Raw genomic sequence first — 18709 nt, forward strand, 5'->3', positions numbered from 1 at the left:
TGAGCGGATCCGCAGATCGCAGCGTTTTCCGCCGACAGAACCAGGCAGGTGCCATGACCGACCCGTTCGCACCCCCTTCGCCCCAGGAGCCGCGAGGACCTCGCGAGACCCCGGAGCAGCCCACCGAGAAGGTCGACTACGAGCAGCCGACCACCCCGCTGCCCTACACCACCGGGTCCGCGCCCGAGACGCCGAGCACGTACCCGGCGGCGCCTCCACCGGCCGGCGCCTACGCGGCCGCCCAGTACCAGGCCACGCCCGCCGGCCCCACCGACGCGCGCGGCTGGGTCATCGCGGCCTTCCTGCTCTTCTGGCCGCTGGGCATCGCCGCGCTCTTCCCCTCCTTGCGGGCTTCCCGAGCGATCGGCGCGGGCGACCTGCGGACGGCGGCGGCCGAGGCCACGACGGCGAAGAAGCGCGGCATCATCGCGATCATCGTCTTCGCGGCGGCGTCCGTGCTCTCGATCCTCCTGTGGATCGTGGTCTTCGCCGCCCTGTACTCCCAGGTCGGCGACCTGGACGACGCGTTCTCCGGCTCGGACCCCTTCGCGTCCGAAGAGGCCGTCGATGACTTCACCGAGGAGGAGCCGGTCCTGACCGGGGACCCGGTGAGCCTCGAGGAGCTCGCCCTCGGCGACTGCCTCACCACCGTCCACAGCTTGATGGACCCTGAGACCGTGCGCGTTCCCTGTGACGAGTCGCACACCGGCGAGGTCTACGCGTCCTTCCCCGTGAGCAGCACGGATTTCGAGAACGAAGTCGCGATGGAGATCGCCATCAACGAGCGCTGCTACGACGAGTTCAGCACGTTCGTGGGGCTGGACTTCTACGACTCGGAGCTCGACTACTGGGTCGCCCCGGGCGCGACCTCGGGTGACGTCACCACCGTCGGGTGCATCGTCAGCACGACCCGGGGCGACACCATCAACGGCACCCTGCAGGGCGCCAACTACTGACCGCCGGTCGGGCGGGTCCGGGGCGAGGTCACGTGCCTCTCACCCGGACCCGCTACGATCGCGGCCCATGATCCTGGCCGTCGCGCTCGCGCCGACCTACGTCACGCCCGGCATGGTCCACCGCGCCGAGGGTACCTCCCTCCGCTGATCGAAGCCGTGACCGGCGTGCGCGTGGGGGGCGCGGAGGACCCGGTGCTCGCCGACCCGGACGAGCCGACGGCGGACACCGAGGGCAAGAAGAAGGCCTGAGCCACCTCGCTCCCGCCGGTCGACGGCCCCGCACGGACCACGGTCCGGATGGGGCCGTCGCCGTCCGCAGGAGGAGTGTCGGTAGTCGCTGCTATACATGAGCCATTGCGTGTGACGCCCGGCACATGACCTGAGCGGATCCGCAGATCGCAGCGTTTTCCGCCGACAGAACCAGGCAGGTGCCATGACCGACCCGTTCGCACCCCCTTCGCCCCAGGAGCCGCGAGGACCTCGCGAGACCCCGGAGCAGCCCACCGAGAAGGTCGACTACGAGCAGCCGACCACCCCGCTGCCCTACACCACCGGGTCCGCGCCCGAGACGCCGAGCACGTACCCGGCCGGCGGCGAACCTGTGCCGCCCGCGGGCCCGCCGTACGGGACCACGCCGTACGGGACCGCGCCGTACGGCGCCGGACCGTACCAGGCCACACCCGCCAGCCCCACCGACGGCCGCGGCTGGGTCATCGCGGCCTTCCTGCTCTTCTGGCCGCTGGGCATCGCCGCGCTCTTCCCCTCCTTGCGAGCGTCGCGCGCGATCGGCGCGGGCGACCTGCGGACGGCGGCGGCCGAGGCCACGACGGCGAAGAAGCGCGGCATCATCGCGATCATCGTCTTCGCGGCGGCGTCCGTGCTCTCCGTCTTCCTGTGGGTCGTGGTCTTCGCGGCCCTGTACTCCCAGGTCGGTGACTTGGAGGACGCGTTCTCGGACCCCTATGCGACCGAAGACACCGCCGATGACACCTTCACCGAGGAGGAGCCGGTCGTGACCGGGGACCCGGTGAGCCTCGAGGAGCTCGCTCTCGGCGACTGCCTCACGGGCGTCAGCCTCTGGTTCGAGGTTCCCGAGACCGTCGGCCGTGTTCCCTGCGACGAGCCGCACAGCGGCGAGGTCTACGCATCCTTCCCTGTGAGCAGCGCGGAGTACGAGAGCGAGGACGCGATGGACACCGCCATCGACGAGCGCTGCTACGCCGAGTTCAACACGTTCGTGGGGATGGACTACTACGACTCGGAGCTCGACTACTGGGTCGCCCCGGGCGCGATCTCTGGTGACGTCACCACCGTCGGGTGCATCGTCGGCTCGTACTCGGGCGACACCATCACCGGCACCCTGCAGGGCGCCAACTACTGACCGCCGGTCGGGCGGGTCCGGGGGGCGAGGTTCACCGGCCTCTCACCCGGACCCGCTACGATCGCGGCCCATGGCCCCCACCGAGCGCACGTCCCCGGACCCCGACGACACCGCCGGCACGGAGGAAGTGGCCACGCACGCGGAGGGGACCGTGCAGGCGGAGGGGACAGAAGCCGGGTCCCCGTCGCCCGTGCGTACGGGGTGGGTGGTCGCCGCCTTCCTGCTCTTCTGGCCGCTGGCGATCCCGGCCTTGCGGGCGTCGGTGCGCACGGCTCAGGCCAACGGCTCGGGCCACCACAAGGATGCTCGCCGGTCTTCGCAGCGCACCCTGGACTGGTCGCTGGGGGCCGTGTGCACCGGTGCCTTCGGGCTGCTCGCGGTGGTCCTGGCGGTCGCGCTCGCGCCGACCTACGTCACGCCCGGCATGGTCCACCGCGCGGAGGCGTACGTCCCGCCGCTGGTCGAAGCCGTGACCGGCGTGCGCGTGGGCGGCACGGAGGCCCCGGTGCTCGCCGACCCGGACGAGACGACCGACCAGGACGACCGCGACGCCGTCGGGCAGGACGACGAGGTAGCCGGCGGCTTGGACGCCGATCGCGGCGACGACGGCGGCGCGGGCGACCCTGACGCGACCCTGCCCGGCGGGCCGGAGGCCGACGGGACCGAGATCCGTGACCTGGCGGTCGGCGACTGCTTCGACACGACGGGGCTGCTCGGTCAGACCGTCCTGTACACGGTGCCGGTCGTACCGTGCGCCGAGCCGCACGGCGGCGAGGTGTTCGCGGAGACCGAGCTGGGCGACGAGGCGGGCGAGGGCGGCGCGCTCGCCGACGGCGGCGCGCTCCTCGACGCGGCGAACGCGTTCTGCCTGGAGCAGTTCAAGACGTTCGTCGGGGTCCCGTACGGCGACTCCGAGCTGCTGTACTGGCCGATCGGGCCGTCGGAGCAGAGCTGGGCGGAGGGCGACCGCCGCATCGCGTGCGTCGTCGAGTCCCCCGTGGACGTCACGGGCACGCTGGAAGCCGCGGGGCGCTGAGGTCACCGTCCCCGTCCAAAGCTGGCCATTGACCCGATGTTAACGTTGCCATAGCCTCGGCATGCCCTTTATGGGCGGTCTGCGCGCACCGGCGCGCGCAGGCGAGATCTGCACTAAGGAGTGTGGTCCCATGAGGCGCGCGTACGCGTTCGTCCTGGCCCTGTGCTGTGCCGTCCTGTCGCCGCTCGTCGCCACGAGCAGCGCCCAGGCCGCCCCGCAGACGATCCCCAACGGCACCCAGTTCACCGATACCTCCGGCAACCCCGTCCACGCGCACGGCGGCGGAGTGATCAAGGTCGGCAGCTACTACTACTGGTTCGGCGAGCACCGCAACGAGGACAACACGTTCCGTTACGTCGACTGCTACCGCTCGACGGACCTGAAGAACTGGGAGTTCCGCAACCACGTGCTCACCGAGTCGAGCGCGGCAGAGCTGGGGACCGCCAACATCGAGCGCCCCAAGGTGATGTACAACGCGTCCACCGGCCAGTTCGTCATGTGGATGCACAAGGAGAACGGCAGCGACTACAGCGAGGCCCGCGCCGCCGTCGCCGTGTCCAGCACGGTCGACGGGAACTACACGTACCAGGGCAGCTTCCGGCCGCTCGGCCAGCACATGTCGCGCGACATCGGCGTCTTCGTCGACACCGACGGCACGGGGTACATGTACTCCGCCGCGAACGAGAACTACGACCTGCACATCTACCGGCTGAACGCCTCGTACACGGGGATCGAGTCGCTCGCGGCGAACCCGTGGGCGGGCGGTCACCGGGAGGCGCCGGCCCTCTTCAAGCGCGGGAACGTCTACTTCATGCTCACGTCCGGCGCCACGGGCTGGAACCCCAACCAGCAGAAGTACGCGACGGCCACGAGCATCTCCGGCCCGTGGTCGGCCATGCAGAACGTCGGCGACTCGACGGCGTACGGCTCGCAGACCACGTTCGTGCTGCCGGTGCAGGGCACGTCGGGCACCAGCTACCTCTACATGGGCGACCGGTGGGGCAACTCCATCGGCTCCAACGTGAACGGGTCGAGGTACGTCTGGGCGCCGATCACCTTCCCGTCGAGCACGTCGATGAGCTTCTCCTACTACCCCGAGCTCGTCATCGATACGGCGGCCGGCACGATCACCGGCCAGGGCGGGCCGTTCCAGTCGCTCACCGCGCGGCACAGCGGCAAGTGCGCCGACGTGCCGAGCCACTCCGCGGCCGCGGGCGTCGCCATCACGCAGTACACGTGCAACGGCGGCGGCAACCAGAAGTGGTGGTTCAAGGACGTCGGCAGCGGGTACTACCAGCTCGTCGGCCTGGAGAGCGGGCTGTGCCTGCGGGAGAATGCCACCAACGTGACGCAGGAGGCCTGCGGGTCGGCCACGAACCAGCAGTGGTCCGTGACGACCTCCGGCTCCTACGTGAACGTCAGGGCGCGTGCCACCGGCGAGTGCCTCGACGTGAACGGCGCCTCCACCGCGAACTCGGCGGCGATCATCACCTACACGTGCAACGGCGGCCAGAACCAGCAGTGGACGCGGAGCTGACCGGCTGACTCACAGGCTGTCGGACGCTCCTCGGGGGGCGTCCGACAGCCCGGTGACGAGAGGCAGGGTCAGACGCCGGGGGCACTCACGCCCAGCACGAAGATCGCCGTCGCGAGGCTGGCGAACATCACCACGTCGAGCACGCGGCCGCGGATCACGATGCCCACGGGTCCCGGCCCGGAGACCACGGCCCGCGCCACGCCGCACGCGGCGAGCGTCGCGCTGACGCCGAGCACTCCCGCCCGGGAGCCGACGAGGACCCCGAGAAGGACGGACGCCACGACTCCGGCGAGGACCAGCCAGATCGCGAGGTTGCTGCGTGGCGCCGGAGCCGGCGTGCTGGACTGCGCGGCACCGGCGTCGTCCTGCGACGCCCAGCCCTCCTCGTCCCGCTGGTCGCGCTGCCCGCCGGGTTCCCCGGCACGAGCCTCGCCCACGTGGGGCCGGTCGGGCGCGAGCAGGGTGGCGGTCCCGCCTGTGGCGGGCTCTGTCCGGTCGTCGGTGCGCGTCGCGCGGAGATCCACGATCCGACTGTACCGCCGAAACGTCACGAGCCCGTGAACGGTGACCTCCTCGAAACCCAGGCCTGTCGGGCGTCACATTTCCGGCCGCGCCGGACGGCGGCTACCGTGAGGACCATGCCGTCGCAGCCGCTCCCCGAGCCGTCCGGCGTGGTCGTCGTGGGTGCCGGCCTCGCCGGCGCGCAGAGCGTCGCGGCGCTGCGACGGCACGGCTTCACCGGCCGCCTGACGCTCCTGGGCGCCGAGGGCCTGCCGCCCTACGACCGCCCCCCGCTGTCGAAGGAGCTGCTCAAGCGCACCGAGCCGGTGTGGCTCTCCGACGATCTCGGGATCGACCTCGCCGTGGCGGACGACGTCCGCCTCGACGACCCGGCCACCGGCCTCGAGGTGGACCGCACCGGCGTGACGGTCCGCACCCTGTCGGGCAGCGACGTGGCGGCCGACGCCGTGATCCTCGCGTGCGGCGCGCAGCCGGTCCGGCCGGTCGGCTGGGAGACGGCGGCCGTGCTCCACACGGCCGCCGACGCCGACGTCCTGCGGGCCGCGCTCGTCCCCGGCATGCGCCTGGTCATCGTGGGCGCGGGCTGGATCGGCGCCGAGGTGGCCGGTGTCGCCGCGGGTGCAGGCGTCCGCGTCACGGTCGTCGAGGCCGCGCCGACGCCGCTGGAGCGACAGCTCGGCGCCTTCGTCGGCGCCCGCCTCGCGCCGTGGTACGCCGACGCCGGGGTCACCCTGGTCACGGGCGTCGCCGTGAGCGACGTGCGGCCCGACGGCGTCTCGCTCGCGGACGGTCGGCACCTTCCCGCCGACCTCGTGCTCGCCGCCGTGGGCGCGCATCCGGCGTCGGGCTGGCTGCGCGGCACGCTGCCGCTGGACTCCCGCGGCGGGCTTCGCGTGAACCGCGCCGGCCGTCTCATGGGCCTGGCCTCCCCCACCGACCCGGCGGGCAGGCTGCACCTCGACGCGCTGCGACGCGTGTGGGCGGTCGGCGATGTGGCGACGCGAGAGCACCCGGTGTTCGGGCCGGTTCCCGGCGGGCACTGGTCCGCCGCCCTGCACGACCCGGACGTGACGGTGCGCGCGCTGCTCGGGATCGACGAGCGTGCCGCCGATCCGGAGCACGTGCGGGCCCGTCTCGGCCTGGAGCCGGTCCCCGTGCACGCGCCGTACGTGTTCTCGCAGCAGCTCGGGCACGACCTGGCGCTGTTCGGCGTGCCGTCGCCCTTCGACGAGGTGGTGGTCCGGGGCGATGAGGAGGTGCGCCCGGGTGAGCGGCCGGCGTCGGGCGGCAGGCCCTGGGCAGCGCTCTACCTCGAGAGCGCGCTCGACAGGCACCACCGCACCACCGCGGACGGTCACCGCGTGGCGACCGTCCGGGCGGCCCTGGTCGTCGACTCGCCGCGCGAGGTCGGCGCGGTGCGGCGCCTCATGAACCGCGCCGCACCGCTCGAGATCGACCTGGACGTCGCCCTCGAACCGGGCTCCCGCCTCAAGGACGCGGCCCTGTAAGGCCCCGCCCTACTTCTTCCGTTTGGGCGGGAACGTCACGACGTGCTCCAGCGCCCGGGCGGCCCAGCGGGCCCGCTCGTCGTCGGCCAGCCCGTCCGGGATCGACAGGTACCCGCTCATGGGCCGCTCCTCCGGGCCGAACGGTCCGCCACCCAGCGCGGCGAGCTCCTCCGCGGCGTCGGCGTCCAGCTTGAGACCCACCGAGCTGCCGAAGAGCCCGGCGAACATGTTCCCGTTCACGAACGCGCCGAGCTGGCCGAACATCGGCTTCACCTCGGCGCCCGGCAGGTCCGCGACGAGGTCGCGGAACGCCTCCTTGTCGGCCTCCGTGGCCTGCGGCATCTTCATCCGGACATCGTCGCCCCGTGCGGCACGGCCGGCGACCGGACTTCGCGGGAGGTCAGTGGGCGAAGTGGCGCGTGCCCGTCAGGTACATGGTGACGCCGGCTGCCTCGGCGGCCGCGATCACCTCCTCGTCGCGGATCGAGCCGCCGGGCTGGACGACGGCGGTGACGCCGGCGTCGAGCAGGACCTGCAGGCCGTCCGCGAACGGGAAGAACGCGTCCGACGCCGCGGCCGCGCCCCGGGCACGCTCCACACCCTCGGCGAGCGTGTTGGCGCGCTCGACCGCGAGACGGCAGGAGTCGACCCGGTTCACCTGGCCCATCCCGACGCCCACCGCAGCGCCGTCCTTCGCGAGGAGGATCGCGTTCGACTTGGCCGCTCGCACGGCGCGCCAGGCGAAGACGAGGTCGGCGAGGACCTCGGGCGACGCGGCCTGCCCCGAGGCGAGAGTCCACGAGGCGGGGTCGTCGCCGTCGGCGTGGAAGCGGTCGACCTCCTGGACGAGCAGGCCGCCCGACACCGGACGGGTCTCCACCCGGGACTGCGGCGCCGTCGGCACGACGAGGAGGCGCAGGTTCTTCTTCGCCTGCAGCACCTCGAGTGCGTCGTCGTCGAAGCCCGGCGCGACGACCACCTCGGTGAACACCGGCGCGATCTGCTCGGCCGCGGCCTTCGTGATCGGGCGGTTGGCCGCGATCACCCCGCCGTACGCCGAGACCGGATCGGTCGCGTGCGCCCGGGCGTGCGCCTCGGCCACGTCGGCGCCGACGGCGATGCCGCACGGGTTCGCGTGCTTGATGATCGCGACCGCCGGGTCCTGGTGGTCCCACGCCGCGCGCCACGCTGCGTCGGCGTCCACGTAGTTGTTGTAGCTCATGGCCTTGCCGTGGAGCTGGGTCGCCTGGGCCAGGCCCGTCACACCGTCGCCCCGCGTGTACAACGCTGCCTTCTGGTGCGGGTTCTCGCCGTAGCGCAGCACGTCCGCGCGGTCCCACGTGCCGCCGATCCAGGCGGGGAAGCCGGAGTGGCGCGCCTCGCCGTCGACCACCACCTCGTCCGTGGGCGACACGACGCTGCTCATCCACGAGGCGACGGCGACGTCGTACGTGGCGGTGTGCACGAACGCCTGGACGGCGAGCGCCTTGCGCTGCGCGTACGTGAAGCCGCCGGCGCGGACGGCGTCGGCCACCGCGGAATAGGCGCCCGGGTCGACGACGACCGCCACGCTCGGGTGGTTCTTCGCGGCCGCACGCACCATCGAGGGACCACCGATGTCGATCTGCTCGACGACTGCGTCCGCGCCTGCACCGCTCGCCACCGTCTGCGCGAACGGGTACAGGTTCACGACGACGAGCTCGAACGGGCGGATGTCGAGGTCCTCGAGCTGTGCGAGGTGGTCGGCCTTGCGCGAGTCCGCGAGGATGCCGGCGTGCACGCGCGGGTGCAGCGTCTTCACGCGGCCGTCGAGGCACTCGGGGAAGCCGGTCAGGTCCTCGACGCGGGTCACCGGGATGCCCGCGTCCGCGACCGTCGACGCGGTGGAGCCCGTCGACACGAGCTCGACGCCCGCGGCGTGCAGTGCCGTGGCGAGCTCGACGAGGCCGGTCTTGTCGTAGACGCTCAGCAGAGCGCGGCGCACGGGACGCTGAGAGTCATCAGAAAGCTGGACGACTGGGTCGGTCGAGGTGGCGGACGGTGCTCCGGACACGGGGTTCCTCCTGGAGATGGGCACGGGTCGGTCGTGTCACCCGGGCGCCCAGGCGGACGACGCACCAGCAGGTCCTTCGGGTCGCTCCCCGGTGGTTCACCACCCTCGCCAGTCGCGGCCCCGCGCCAGTCTATCGGCGCCCGACGGCGGCCCGCCCGGCCGCGGCGTGTGGTCCTGGTCTCCCCATGATCTGGTAGAAATCGTCCGCACCCTGGCACGCGGTGCGCACGCACCGAACCGAGGACCACCCATGTCAGACCCCGAGCTCGCCCCGTTCGCCCCACCCTCCGGAAGCTCGCCGATCCCGGTGCCGGTGCCGGTACCTGTGTCCGTGCCGGTGCCGGAGCGCCGGGGCGGATACCTGTGGGCGCTCATCGCCGGCGCGATCATCCTGACGACGGTCATCGTCGGCGGTGTCGTCTGGAGTGCGTGGACCCTCGCGCAGCACGTCGTGGCGGAGGGTCTGCTACCACTCGCGGACGACGTCGTCTCGGAGGACGACGAGGACGACGAGGACGTTCCCGTCCTGCGGACCGTCTACCCCGTGGAGCTCCGGGTCGAGGACTGCTTCGACTCGCGGGGCATGGACTTCGACGCCGAGAGCTACACCATCGACATCGTCGCCTGCGCGAACCCGCACACGAGCGACGTGTACGCCGACGTGACCCTGCCGGAGGGCGAGTTCCCCGGCGACCGCGCTCTCGATCTGCTCGCGGAGGACTACTGCACCGAGGAGCTCGACGCGCTGGAGGCCTACTACGGCGGGGACATGGAGGTCTCCGCGTGGTGGTACTGGCCGCTCGAGGAGTCCTGGACGTTCGACGCCGACCGCGTCATCACGTGCGTCGCCGAGACGGACTACGAGTTCATCGAAGGACCGCTCTACTACCCCGGCATCCTGGACGAGATGACGTCGTACGCTGCGCTGCGGCCGGGCGACTGCTTCGACTCCGACGAGCAGGAGCCGTCGGGCGCCTCGGCTGTGCTCGTGCCGGTCCGCCCGTGCGAGCGGTTCCACCTGAGCGAGGCGTTCGCGCAGGTGCCTCTGCCGTCCGAGGAGTTCCCGGGCGACGCGCGCAAGGAGCTCCTCGGGGACGAGGCCTGCCGCGCCGAGTACGAACGCCTCGGGCTGGGAGCGGGTGACGGCACCCTCGTGGTGGGCTCGATCTCGCCGGGCCGGGACCAGTGGGGAAGGTCGAGCTTCGACGTCGTCGCGTGCTATGTGGAGTCGAGCGAGACCCTGCTGCAAGGCAGCATCGTGGACGGCAGCCAGGTCTGAACCCGGCCGCCGGCGCCTACGGCAGGCGGACCTCGATGCCCAGGAGCTCCCAGGCTCGCGACGCGACCGCGACGCGCTCGTCCTCGGCCACGTGCGTCACGGCGGTGGCCACCATCGACACCGCGAGCAGCAGGTCACGCTCCGAGAGCTCCTGGCGCACCTCGCCCGCCGCGAGCGCCGCCGGCAGGTGCGTGGCGAGAGCCGCGGCGACCCGCGTGCCGAAGGCCCGGAGGCGGGCGTCCGGCGCGGTGGAGGAGCGGACGAGGTCGACGAACGCGGTGGAATCGATGGCGTTCCGGGTGACGATCCCCAGCAGGTCCGCAAGGCGGGCGCCCCGGTCCGCGGCGACGGCCTCGACGGCCTCCACCTGCTCCTCGAACACGGCGACGACGAGGTCGATCCGGTCGGGGAAGTGCCGGTAGAGGCTGCCCTGACCGACGCCGGCGCGCCGGGACACGGCGCTGAGCGGCGCGCGGATCCCGTCCTGGGCGAAGATCTCGCGAGCGGCGGCGAGGAGCGCAGCACGGTTGCCGGCTGCCGCCCGGGGGCCGAGGTTGCGGCCCGGGCGTGTCGTCGTTGGGCCCATTGGCGTACCCTACAACCGGACACAGATGTCCGGTCGGTCGAGGCTGTCCGGCCAAACCCGGCCCAACCCGGCGCGGCCGGGACCGCACCCCGCACAGAACCAAGGAGCACCTCATGGCACTGTCCGCCGCCTCGACCGTCGGGGAGTGGCTCGACCACCCCGTCGGCGGCCCCGTCTTCCGGAGCATCCTCGAGCGGGCCGGCACCTCCGCAGACAGCCTCACCCCTGCTCGCAGCGTGCCGCTGCAGCAGCTCGTCGCCCTCTCGCAGGGCAAGTTCCCGGCCGAGCTGGTCGACGCGCTCGTCGCCGCGTACCAGGCCGCGGCGCCCGCCGACGACGAGACCGCCGAGACCGCCACCGCCCCCGTCCGCTGGGCGGAGGACGTCACGCCGGGCCGCTTCGCCGGCCAGACCGTCATCGTCACCGGCGCCGCGTCGGGCATCGGCCGCGCCGTCGCCTCCCGCGTCGCGCGCGAGGGCGGCCGGGTCGTCGCCGTCGACCTCACCGCGGACAAGCTGGCCGACCTCGCGGCATCCCTCCCGGGCGCCGACGTCGTCACCGTCGCCGGTGACATCACGTCCGAGGACTCCGTCGCCGAGATCGTCCGCGCGGCCGGCGGCCAGATCCACGCTCTGGCCAACGTCGCGGGAATCGCCGACGACAACTCGGCGGTCCACGAGGTCAGCGACGCCCTGTGGGAGCGGGTGATGCGTGTCAACGTCGAGGGCGCCATGCGCCTGACCCGCGCCGTCGTGCCCGGCATGCTGGAGGCCCGGGAGGGCCGCATCGTCAACGTCGCGTCCGAGGCGGGCCTGCGCGGCTCCGCGGCAGGGGCCGCCTACACGGCCTCGAAGCACGCGGTCGTCGGCCTCACGAGGTCGTCGGCCGTCATGTACGCCGGCACGGGCGTGCGCGTGAACGCCGTCGCTCCCGGCGGCGTCCTCACCGGCATCCACATCCCGGGCAACGCCGAGTTCGGCGGCCCGCGCCTGGCCGCCTACCGCGGCAACATCCCCGGCCTCGCCACGGCCGAGGAGCTCGCCGCCTCGATCACCTTCCTCCTGTCGAAGGACTCGGTGAACATCACCGGCACGATCGTCGCGTCGGACGCCGGCTGGTCGGCGGTGTGACCATCCCGGCTGCTGGGTGGCAGCCGACGCGGCACTTCCCCGAGACTCGGCTCGCCGCTACGCTCGCCCGAGCGGACAACATTGTCCGGTTGCGCGAGTCGAGGAGGACCCGATGACGACATGGGACGAGGAGGTCGACGTCCTGGTCGCCGGCACCGGCGCCGCCGGCCTGAGCGCGGCGATCGCCGCCGCCGGCGCCGGTGCGAAGGTGCTGGTCGTGGAGGCGGACGAACGCTGGGGCGGCACCACCATGCGCTCCGGTGGCGGACTGTGGATGCCGGCCAACCCGGTGATGGCCCGCAAGGGCCTCGCCGACTCGGCGGCCGAGGCCCTGACCTACATGGACGAGGTGATCGCCGACGTCGGCCCGGCGAGCTCGCCGGAGCGGCGGCGCGCGTATGTCGCCGCCGTGCCCGAGGTCGTGACCACGCTGGAGCGGCTCGGGATCCGCTGGGCGGTCGCGTCGAAGTATCCCGACTACTACCCCGAGCGGCCGGGCGGCAAGACGGGCCGCAGCATCGAGCCCGAGCCGTTCGACACGCGCCGCCTCGGCGACTGGATGAAGCAGTTCCGGGTCAAGGACGGCCTGCCGTTGCCCGTGAAGAACGACGACTTCTACCTGCTCGGACGCGCCTGGTCCTCCCCCGACGGCTTCGTGCGCGGCGCGCAGCTCGTGTTCCGGACCCTGTGGGGTCTGGTCAGCGGCAAGAAGTACGTGGGCATGGGCACGTCGCTCGCCTGCTCCCTGATGATGATCGTGCGGGAGCAGGGCACGCCGATCTGGCTGTGGTCGCCCGTGGCCGAGCTCGTGGTGGAGGACGGCACGGTCGTGGGCGTGGTCGTCGGTGGGCCGGAGGGTCCGCGCCGCGTGCGGGCCCGCGGCGGCGTCGTGCTGGGCGCAGGAGGGTTCGCGCGCCGGACCGAGTGGCGCGAGAAGTACCACGGCATCCCCGGCTGGAGCGCTGCGGCCGACGGCGACCAGGGCACCGCGATCGAGGCGGGCGCCGCGGCGGGCGGCGCTCTCGCGCTCATGGACGACGCCTGGTGGGGCGCCGGCGTCGAGCTGGGCGACGGGCACAACTCGTTCGTCCTGAACGAGCGATCCATGCCCTACTCGATCGTGGTGGACCAGGCGGGCGACCGGTTCGTCAACGAGTCCACGAGCTACATCGACTTCGGCCACGCGATCCTCGAGCACGACAAGGTCACGCCCACCATCCCCGCCTGGCTGATCCTGGACGCCCGCGCCCGACGCCGGTACCTGTTCACCATCGGCCTCGTCGGCGGGAAGACGATGCGGGAGAACGGCACGATCGTCGAGGCGCCGACGCTCGCCGAGCTGGCCACCCGGACCGGCGTCGACCCCGACGGGCTGCGGGCCACTGTCCAGCGGTTCAACGGGTTCACCCGGACCGGGAAGGACGAGGACTTCGGCCGCGGCGACTCCGCCTACGACCGGTACTACTCCGACCCCGGCGTGAAGCCCAACCCCAACCTCGGCCCCATCGAGAAGGGTCCGTTCACGGCGGTCAGGATCGTCCCCGGCGACCTCGGCACCAAGGGCGGGCTCCTCACCGACGAGCACGGGCGGGTCGTGCGCGAGGACCTGTCGGTCATCGACGGGCTGTACGCGGCGGGGAACACCACCGCTACCGTCATGGGGCGCACGTACCCCGGCCCCGGTTCGACGATCGGCCCGGCGGTCGTGTTCGGCTTCCTGGCGGCGAAGCACGCCGCGGCCCGGGGGTCCGTGCTCGTGTGATCGGCAGCTTGTCGAGTGATCGGCAGCCCGGGCTGCCGATCACGCGACGAACTACCGGTCAAACGCGGCTGGGGGCGGCCACTCGATCGCGTCGCCGTCCCAGGTGTCGGGCAGGCCGATCCGCCACAGCGATCGCACCAGGAACATCGCCGCGAACAGCACGACCCATCCCGCGGCGAACACCCACATCGCGCTCCCGATGCCCAGGCCCTGCAGCAGGAAGCTGCCCACCAGCGGCGTCGTCGGCCCCGCCAGGACCGAGCCCGCCAGGATCCCGACGCCCATGTCCGAGGAGATCGTCGCGGTCATGGAGCGGTCGGCCGACGCCGGCGTCGCCGACGCCAAGGAGCACCCGAAGGCGCCCGACCGCCTGATCGACCGGATGGTCTACGCGCTGGGACCCTCGCAGTCGGCGCCCGTGGACGCGGGCGTCAGCCGATCGTGACCTGGCGGCCCGCCACGTAGAGGCCCTCGCGGGCGATGCGCCCGACGGTCTCGACGAGGAGTGCCCGCTCGGCGATCTTGATGCGCTCGTGCAGCATGCCCTCGTCGTCGCCGTCGAGCACGGGGACGGCGGACTGGGCGATGATCGGGCCGGTGTCGACACCCTCGTCGACCAGGTGCACCGTGCAGCCGGTGACCTTCACGCCGTGGGCGAGCGCGTCGCGCACGCCGTGCGCTCCCGGGAACGACGGCAGCAGCGCCGGGTGCGTGTTGACCAGCCGACCCTCGTAGCGCCGGACGAACGACGGCGCGAGGATCCGCATGAAGCCCGCGAGCACCACGTAGTCCGGCAGGAAGACGGCGACGGCCTCGGAGATCCCGTCGTTCCACGCGGAGCGGTCGTGGAAGTCCTTCGGCGAGACGACGACGGACGCGACCCCCGCGTCATGCGCCAGATCGAGGGCGCCCGCGGCGGGGTTGTCGGTCACGACGCCCACGACGCGCGCGCCGTACGCCGCGTCGTCGTGCGCGGCGAGCAGCGCGGCGAGGTTCGAGCCACCCCCCGAGGCGAGCACGACGAGGCGCTTGGCGGAGGTGGACTCGACGGGGTGACCGGACGGCGTCTGCACGGCGCCCAGCCTACGTGGACGGGGGGCCGTCCTGCGGGGGCGCCGGAGTGGCGTCCGGCTCCGGGAGGGTGGCGGCCGGTTCTGCCTCAGCCGGTTCGACCTCGGCCACCGCGCGGCGGTCCCGGCGGTCCGCCAGCCAGCCCGCGAGGTCGCGGCGCCGCGCGGCCAGGTCTAGCCGTGACCCGATGATGACCGCTCCCGCTCCCCCGCCCACCTCGGCGGCGACGAGCGCCCCGGTGAGCAGCGGGTCCGCCCCGACGTCGGCGAGGCGTCCCGGCCCGGCCGACCCCCCGGCGATCCACTGCAGCACTCCGACCACCACCCCGGCCGCCCCGGCGACGCCGCAGATGCTCCAGGCGACGTCGGACCAGCGCACCAGGTCGGGGTCGAGGCGGCGCCACACGAACAGGCCGGCGACCACGCCGCACGCCACGACCACCACCGGCGCCCAGGCGGTCACGGGGTTCGCCCAGTCCGGCCCGGGCAGGGCGCCGAGCAGCGGGAGCGCGGGCAGCGGCCCGGACTCGACCCCGAACACGCTGAAGCGCGTCCCGGTGCCGACGGCGAAGCCCGGCCCGGCGAGCCAGCCGACGGCCCACAGGACGAGGTCGGGCAGGACGGCGAGCTGCGCGATCGCGAGCACGACCCCCCCGGCCCAGCCGGGCGCGAGCGCCGTGACGATGTCGGACGACGTCGCCCGGCCGGCCACCGCCCACGCTGCGACGAGAATCCCCGCGGCGCCCACGAGCAGCGCGGTCGCCACCAGGCCACCGCGCGCGCCGAGGCGCAGCACGGCCGGCACGAGGGCGGGCGCGAGCCGCTCCGCCCGCTCGCCGACCTCCGACATCCGCGGCGCCTCCGGCCGGACGAGCACGCCCGCGCCGAACCCCGTCCCGCCGAGCAGGGCGCCGACGAGGGGCGCGAGCAGGACGGCCCACCCGTGCACGGTGCCCGCGAGGAGGGCTGCGGCCATGGTCCCGAGCGTGTAGGTGACGGTCGCGGCGGTCCACGACACCCAGGTGGCTCGCGCGGACCGCTTCGCCGACGCGTAGCAGGCGAACAGCGCGAGCGCGCCGATCCCGAGGGGCACGAACGTGATCGAGACGCCGGACGCGGTCAGCGGGACGCCGTGCCCGAGGAGCCAGAGTCCCGTCGCCACGGCCACGGGACGGCCCCACTGCGGCTCGTCGCCGGTGGTCGAGGCGCCGGTCGCCGCGAGGTAGGCCGTCACCGCGAGGAGGACCACGACGGCGAGGGACAGCACGAGGGCCTGGACCGCGGTCACGACGCCGGTCGCCACGTCGGTCAGGACGAGCGGCTTGCGTGCCAGGAGGCCCCGACGGGGCGCGGGGTCGGTGGTGCGCGGTGCGGGGCCCCGCGGCCGGGTGGTCGTGCTCACGCGGCCATCGTCGCCCGGGAGCGCCGTCGACCGGGGCACGCGACCCGGCGCGTCCCGGGACGACATCTGTGCGGAAAAGCACATCAGTGCCGCAGTCAGCACGAAACCCCCACCCCCGCTGCGGGCGGAGCAAGTGCCGGGTCCGGCCGGTCTGACCCGGCACCTTCTCCGCTCACAGCGGAGACGACGCCGTCCGACGCCGGGGCTCACCTTCCGTCAGGAGGTGGGCTCCGGCGTCGGGCGGCCGAAGGCGGCAGAGCGAGGCGAGGATCTCCCGCATGAGGGCGGCCGTCTCGGACGGCGTCTTGCCGACCTTGACGCCCACGGCCTCCAGGGCCTCCTTCTTGGCGGCCGCGGTGCCGGACGAGCCCGACACGATCGCGCCCGCGTGGCCCATCGTCTTGCCCTCGGGGGCGGTGAAGCCGGCGACGTAGCCGACGACCGGCTTCGTCACGTGCTCCTTGATGTATGCGGCGGCACGCTCTTCGGCGTCGCCGCCGATCTCGCCGATCATCACGATCGCCTTGGTCTCCGGGTCGTTCTCGAAGGCCTCGAGGGCGTCGATGTGCGTGGTGCCGACGATCGGGTCGCCACCGATGCCGATGGCGGTGGAGAAGCCGAGGTCCTTCAGCTCGTACATCATCTGGTAGGTCAGCGTGCCCGACTTCGACACGAGACCGATCGGGCCCTTGCCCGTGATGGTGTGCGGCGTGATGCCGGCCAGCGACTCGCCCGGGGTGATGATGCCGGGGCAGTTCGGCCCGATCATCCGGGTCTCCTTGCCCTGCACGTACGCCCACACCTCGGCCGTGTCCTGCACCGGCACGCCCTCGGTGATGACCACCAGCAGGCCGATGCCCGCGTCGATGGCCTCGAAGCAGGCGTCCTTGGTGAAGGCCGGCGGCACGAAGACGACCGACACGTCGGCGCCGGTCTCGGCCATGGCCTCCTTGACCGTGCCGAAGACCGGGAGGGTGACGTCGTTGCCCTCGTGGTCCTTGTGCGTGACGGTGGTGCCCGCCTTGCGGGCGTTGACGCCGCCGACGATCTGCGCGCCCGAGTCGAGCATCAGGGCGGTGTGCTTGGCACCCATCCCGCCGGTGATGCCCTGGACGATGATCCGCGAGTCCTTGTTCAGGTAGATCGACATGTTCTTCTGTCTCTGCTTTCGGCGATCAGGCGTTGGCCAGCTCGGCAGCCTTGTCGGCGCCGCCGTCCATGGTGTCGGCAAGGGTCACGAGCGGGTGGTTGCGCTCGGTGAGGATCTGGCGGCCCAGCTCGACGTTGTTGCCGTCGAGGCGCACGACCAGCGGCTTCGTGGCGTGGTCACCCAGCAGGTCGAGGGCACCGACGATGCCGTTCGCGACCTCGTCGCACGCCGTGATGCCGCCGAAGACGTTCACGAAGACGGCCTTCACCTGCTCGTCGCCCAGGATGACGTCCAGGCCCGCGGCCATGACCGCCGCGTTGGCGCCGCCGCCGATGTCCAGGAAGTTCGCCGGCTTCACGCCGCCGTGGGCCTCGCCCGCGTACGCCACGACGTCGAGCGTCGACATGACCAGGCCCGCGCCGTTGCCGATGATGCCGACCTCGCCGTCGAGCTTGACGTAGTTGAGGTCGTTCTCCTTGGCCTTGGCCTCGAGCGGGTCCGCCGCGGCCTTGTCCTCGAGCGCCTCGTGGTCGGGGTGACGGAAGGAGGCGTTCTCGTCGAGAGTGACCTTGCCGTCGAGCGCGACGATCGAGCCGTCCTCGGTCTTGACCAGCGGGTTCACCTCGACCAGCGTCGCGTCCTCCTGCTTGAAGACGGTCCAGAGCTGCTGGATCACCTCGGCGACGGAGGCCTTCACGTCGTCCGCGAAGCCGGCCGCGGTGACGATCTCGTCGGCCTTGGCCGCGTCGATGCCGACGGCCGGGTCCACCGCGATGCGCGCCAGCGCCTCGGGACGCTCGACCGCCAGCTGCTCGATCTCCATGCCACCCTCGACGGAGCACATCGCGAGGTAGTTGCGGTTCGAGCGGTCCAGCAGCACCGAGAAGTAGTACTCCTCGGCGATCTTGGCGCCCTGCGCGATCATGACCCGGTGGACGGTGTGGCCCTTGATGTCCATGCCGAGGATCTGCTCCGCCTTCTCGGCGGTCTCCTCCGGCGAGTGAGCCAGCTTCACGCCGCCGGCCTTGCCGCGCCCACCGGTCTTGACCTGGGCCTTCACGACGACGGTCCCGCCGCCCAGCTTCTCGGCGCCCTCGCGAGCTTCCTCGGGCGTCGTCGCGACGACACCGCCCAGCACGGGCACGCCGTGCTTCTCGAAGATGTCGCGCGCCTGGTATTCGAACAGGTCCACCCTGCTGCGTCCTTCCATCGGGATGCGCCCCTGGATCTTCTGGATCGGCAGAGGCCCGGCATGAGCGATGTCTCGACGTCAAGACATCCCGGTACAGGGTAGCCCGCACGCGCTACGGCGCATAAGCAGGCTGGGTGCGGCCCAC

General features: G+C 72.6%; 18 protein-coding genes and 1 riboswitch. Of the genes, 9 read left to right on the forward strand and 9 right to left on the reverse strand.

The annotated features are described in order from the left end of the window. The first annotated feature begins 53 nt into the window (after positions 1 to 53). The 4 genes from L1785_RS16815 (at position 54) to L1785_RS16830 (ending at position 4910) form a co-directional block, all read left to right on the forward strand. Positions 54 to 956, forward strand: coding sequence for a CD225/dispanin family protein (locus tag L1785_RS16815; protein WP_236090441.1), 903 nt, complete (start codon positions 54 to 56; stop codon positions 954 to 956). Positions 957 to 1389: 433 nt separating this feature from the next. Further along, entirely contained in the window at positions 1390 to 2337 is a 948-nt protein-coding gene (locus L1785_RS16820; RefSeq protein WP_236090442.1) for a CD225/dispanin family protein, read from the forward strand. 70 nt (positions 2338 to 2407) lie between these two features. After that, entirely contained in the window at positions 2408 to 3373 is a 966-nt protein-coding gene (locus tag L1785_RS16825; RefSeq protein WP_236090443.1) for a septum formation family protein, read from the forward strand. A gap of 130 nt (positions 3374 to 3503) precedes the next feature. Then, a complete protein-coding gene (locus L1785_RS16830) occupies positions 3504 to 4910 on the forward strand; it encodes an RICIN domain-containing protein (RefSeq protein ID WP_236090444.1) in 1407 nt (468 codons plus the stop codon). 68 nt (positions 4911 to 4978) lie between these two features. Here L1785_RS16830 and L1785_RS23275 read toward each other — a convergent pair whose 3' ends face one another. After that, positions 4979 to 5434, reverse strand: a complete 456-nt coding sequence (locus tag L1785_RS23275; protein ID WP_236090445.1) for a DUF3017 domain-containing protein — start codon at positions 5432 to 5434, stop codon at positions 4979 to 4981. 114 nt (positions 5435 to 5548) lie between these two features. Here L1785_RS23275 and L1785_RS16840 point away from each other — a divergent pair, with 114 nt between their 5' ends. Continuing rightward, positions 5549 to 6940 carry an NAD(P)/FAD-dependent oxidoreductase gene (locus L1785_RS16840; RefSeq protein WP_236090446.1) on the forward strand — a complete coding sequence of 464 codons (1392 nt, stop codon included), beginning with the start codon at positions 5549 to 5551 and terminating at the stop codon, positions 6938 to 6940. A gap of 9 nt (positions 6941 to 6949) precedes the next feature. Here L1785_RS16840 and L1785_RS16845 read toward each other — a convergent pair whose 3' ends face one another. Both L1785_RS16845 and purH read right to left on the reverse strand, forming a co-directional pair. Next, positions 6950 to 7288 carry a TfoX/Sxy family protein gene (locus L1785_RS16845; RefSeq protein ID WP_236090447.1) on the reverse strand — a complete coding sequence of 113 codons (339 nt, stop codon included), beginning with the start codon at positions 7286 to 7288 and terminating at the stop codon, positions 6950 to 6952. 52 nt (positions 7289 to 7340) lie between these two features. Further along, a complete protein-coding gene (gene purH / locus L1785_RS16850; protein ID WP_236090448.1) occupies positions 7341 to 8993 on the reverse strand; it encodes a bifunctional phosphoribosylaminoimidazolecarboxamide formyltransferase/IMP cyclohydrolase in 1653 nt (550 codons plus the stop codon). A 39-nt stretch (positions 8994 to 9032) separates the two neighbouring features. After that, positions 9033 to 9119: riboswitch (ZMP/ZTP riboswitch) on the reverse strand. Positions 9120 to 9243: 124 nt separating this feature from the next. Here purH and L1785_RS16855 point away from each other — a divergent pair. Continuing rightward, on the forward strand, positions 9244 to 10272 hold the full coding sequence (locus L1785_RS16855) for a septum formation family protein (RefSeq protein WP_236090449.1): 1029 nt from the start codon (positions 9244 to 9246) through the stop codon (positions 10270 to 10272). Positions 10273 to 10288: 16 nt separating this feature from the next. Here the strand turns inward: L1785_RS16855 and L1785_RS16860 are convergent, their stop codons facing one another. Further along, positions 10289 to 10858, reverse strand: coding sequence for a TetR family transcriptional regulator (locus tag L1785_RS16860; protein ID WP_236090450.1), 570 nt, complete (start codon positions 10856 to 10858; stop codon positions 10289 to 10291). Between the two features lie 113 nt (positions 10859 to 10971). Between L1785_RS16860 and L1785_RS16865 the strand changes: the two genes are divergently transcribed. Next, positions 10972 to 11988 (forward strand): SDR family NAD(P)-dependent oxidoreductase, encoded by a 1017-nt coding sequence (locus L1785_RS16865; protein ID WP_236090451.1) that lies wholly within the window; start codon positions 10972 to 10974, stop codon positions 11986 to 11988. 112 nt (positions 11989 to 12100) lie between these two features. Beyond that, on the forward strand, positions 12101 to 13750 hold the full coding sequence (locus L1785_RS16870; protein WP_236090452.1) for an FAD-dependent oxidoreductase: 1650 nt from the start codon (positions 12101 to 12103) through the stop codon (positions 13748 to 13750). Positions 13751 to 13801: 51 nt separating this feature from the next. Here the strand turns inward: L1785_RS16870 and L1785_RS16875 are convergent, their stop codons facing one another. Next, positions 13802 to 14035 (reverse strand): hypothetical protein, encoded by a 234-nt coding sequence (locus tag L1785_RS16875; RefSeq protein ID WP_236090453.1) that lies wholly within the window; start codon positions 14033 to 14035, stop codon positions 13802 to 13804. On the opposite strand from L1785_RS16875, the gene L1785_RS16880 reads away from it, so the two are divergent. Beyond that, positions 14034 to 14195, forward strand: coding sequence for a hypothetical protein (locus L1785_RS16880; protein WP_236090454.1), 162 nt, complete (start codon positions 14034 to 14036; stop codon positions 14193 to 14195). The genes L1785_RS16875 and L1785_RS16880 overlap by 2 nt on opposite strands. On the opposite strand, the gene purN is transcribed toward L1785_RS16880, so the two are convergent. The 4 genes from purN to sucC all read right to left on the reverse strand — a co-directional run bounded on the left by purN (position 14182) and on the right by sucC (position 18564). Further along, positions 14182 to 14823, reverse strand: coding sequence for a phosphoribosylglycinamide formyltransferase (gene purN, locus L1785_RS16885; protein ID WP_236090455.1), 642 nt, complete (start codon positions 14821 to 14823; stop codon positions 14182 to 14184). The genes L1785_RS16880 and purN overlap by 14 nt on opposite strands. Before the next feature lie 10 nt (positions 14824 to 14833). Beyond that, positions 14834 to 16222 carry a cell division protein PerM gene (locus tag L1785_RS16890; protein WP_236090456.1) on the reverse strand — a complete coding sequence of 463 codons (1389 nt, stop codon included), beginning with the start codon at positions 16220 to 16222 and terminating at the stop codon, positions 14834 to 14836. A gap of 172 nt (positions 16223 to 16394) precedes the next feature. Then, positions 16395 to 17372, reverse strand: coding sequence for a succinate--CoA ligase subunit alpha (gene sucD / locus L1785_RS16895; protein WP_236090457.1), 978 nt, complete (start codon positions 17370 to 17372; stop codon positions 16395 to 16397). Between the two features lie 25 nt (positions 17373 to 17397). Then, positions 17398 to 18564 (reverse strand): ADP-forming succinate--CoA ligase subunit beta, encoded by a 1167-nt coding sequence (sucC, locus tag L1785_RS16900; RefSeq protein WP_236090458.1) that lies wholly within the window; start codon positions 18562 to 18564, stop codon positions 17398 to 17400. Positions 18565 to 18709 lie beyond the last annotated feature (145 nt).

Source organism: Antribacter soli, from assembly GCF_021568775.1.
Taxonomy (GTDB): Bacteria; Actinomycetota; Actinomycetes; order Actinomycetales; family Cellulomonadaceae; genus Antribacter; species Antribacter soli.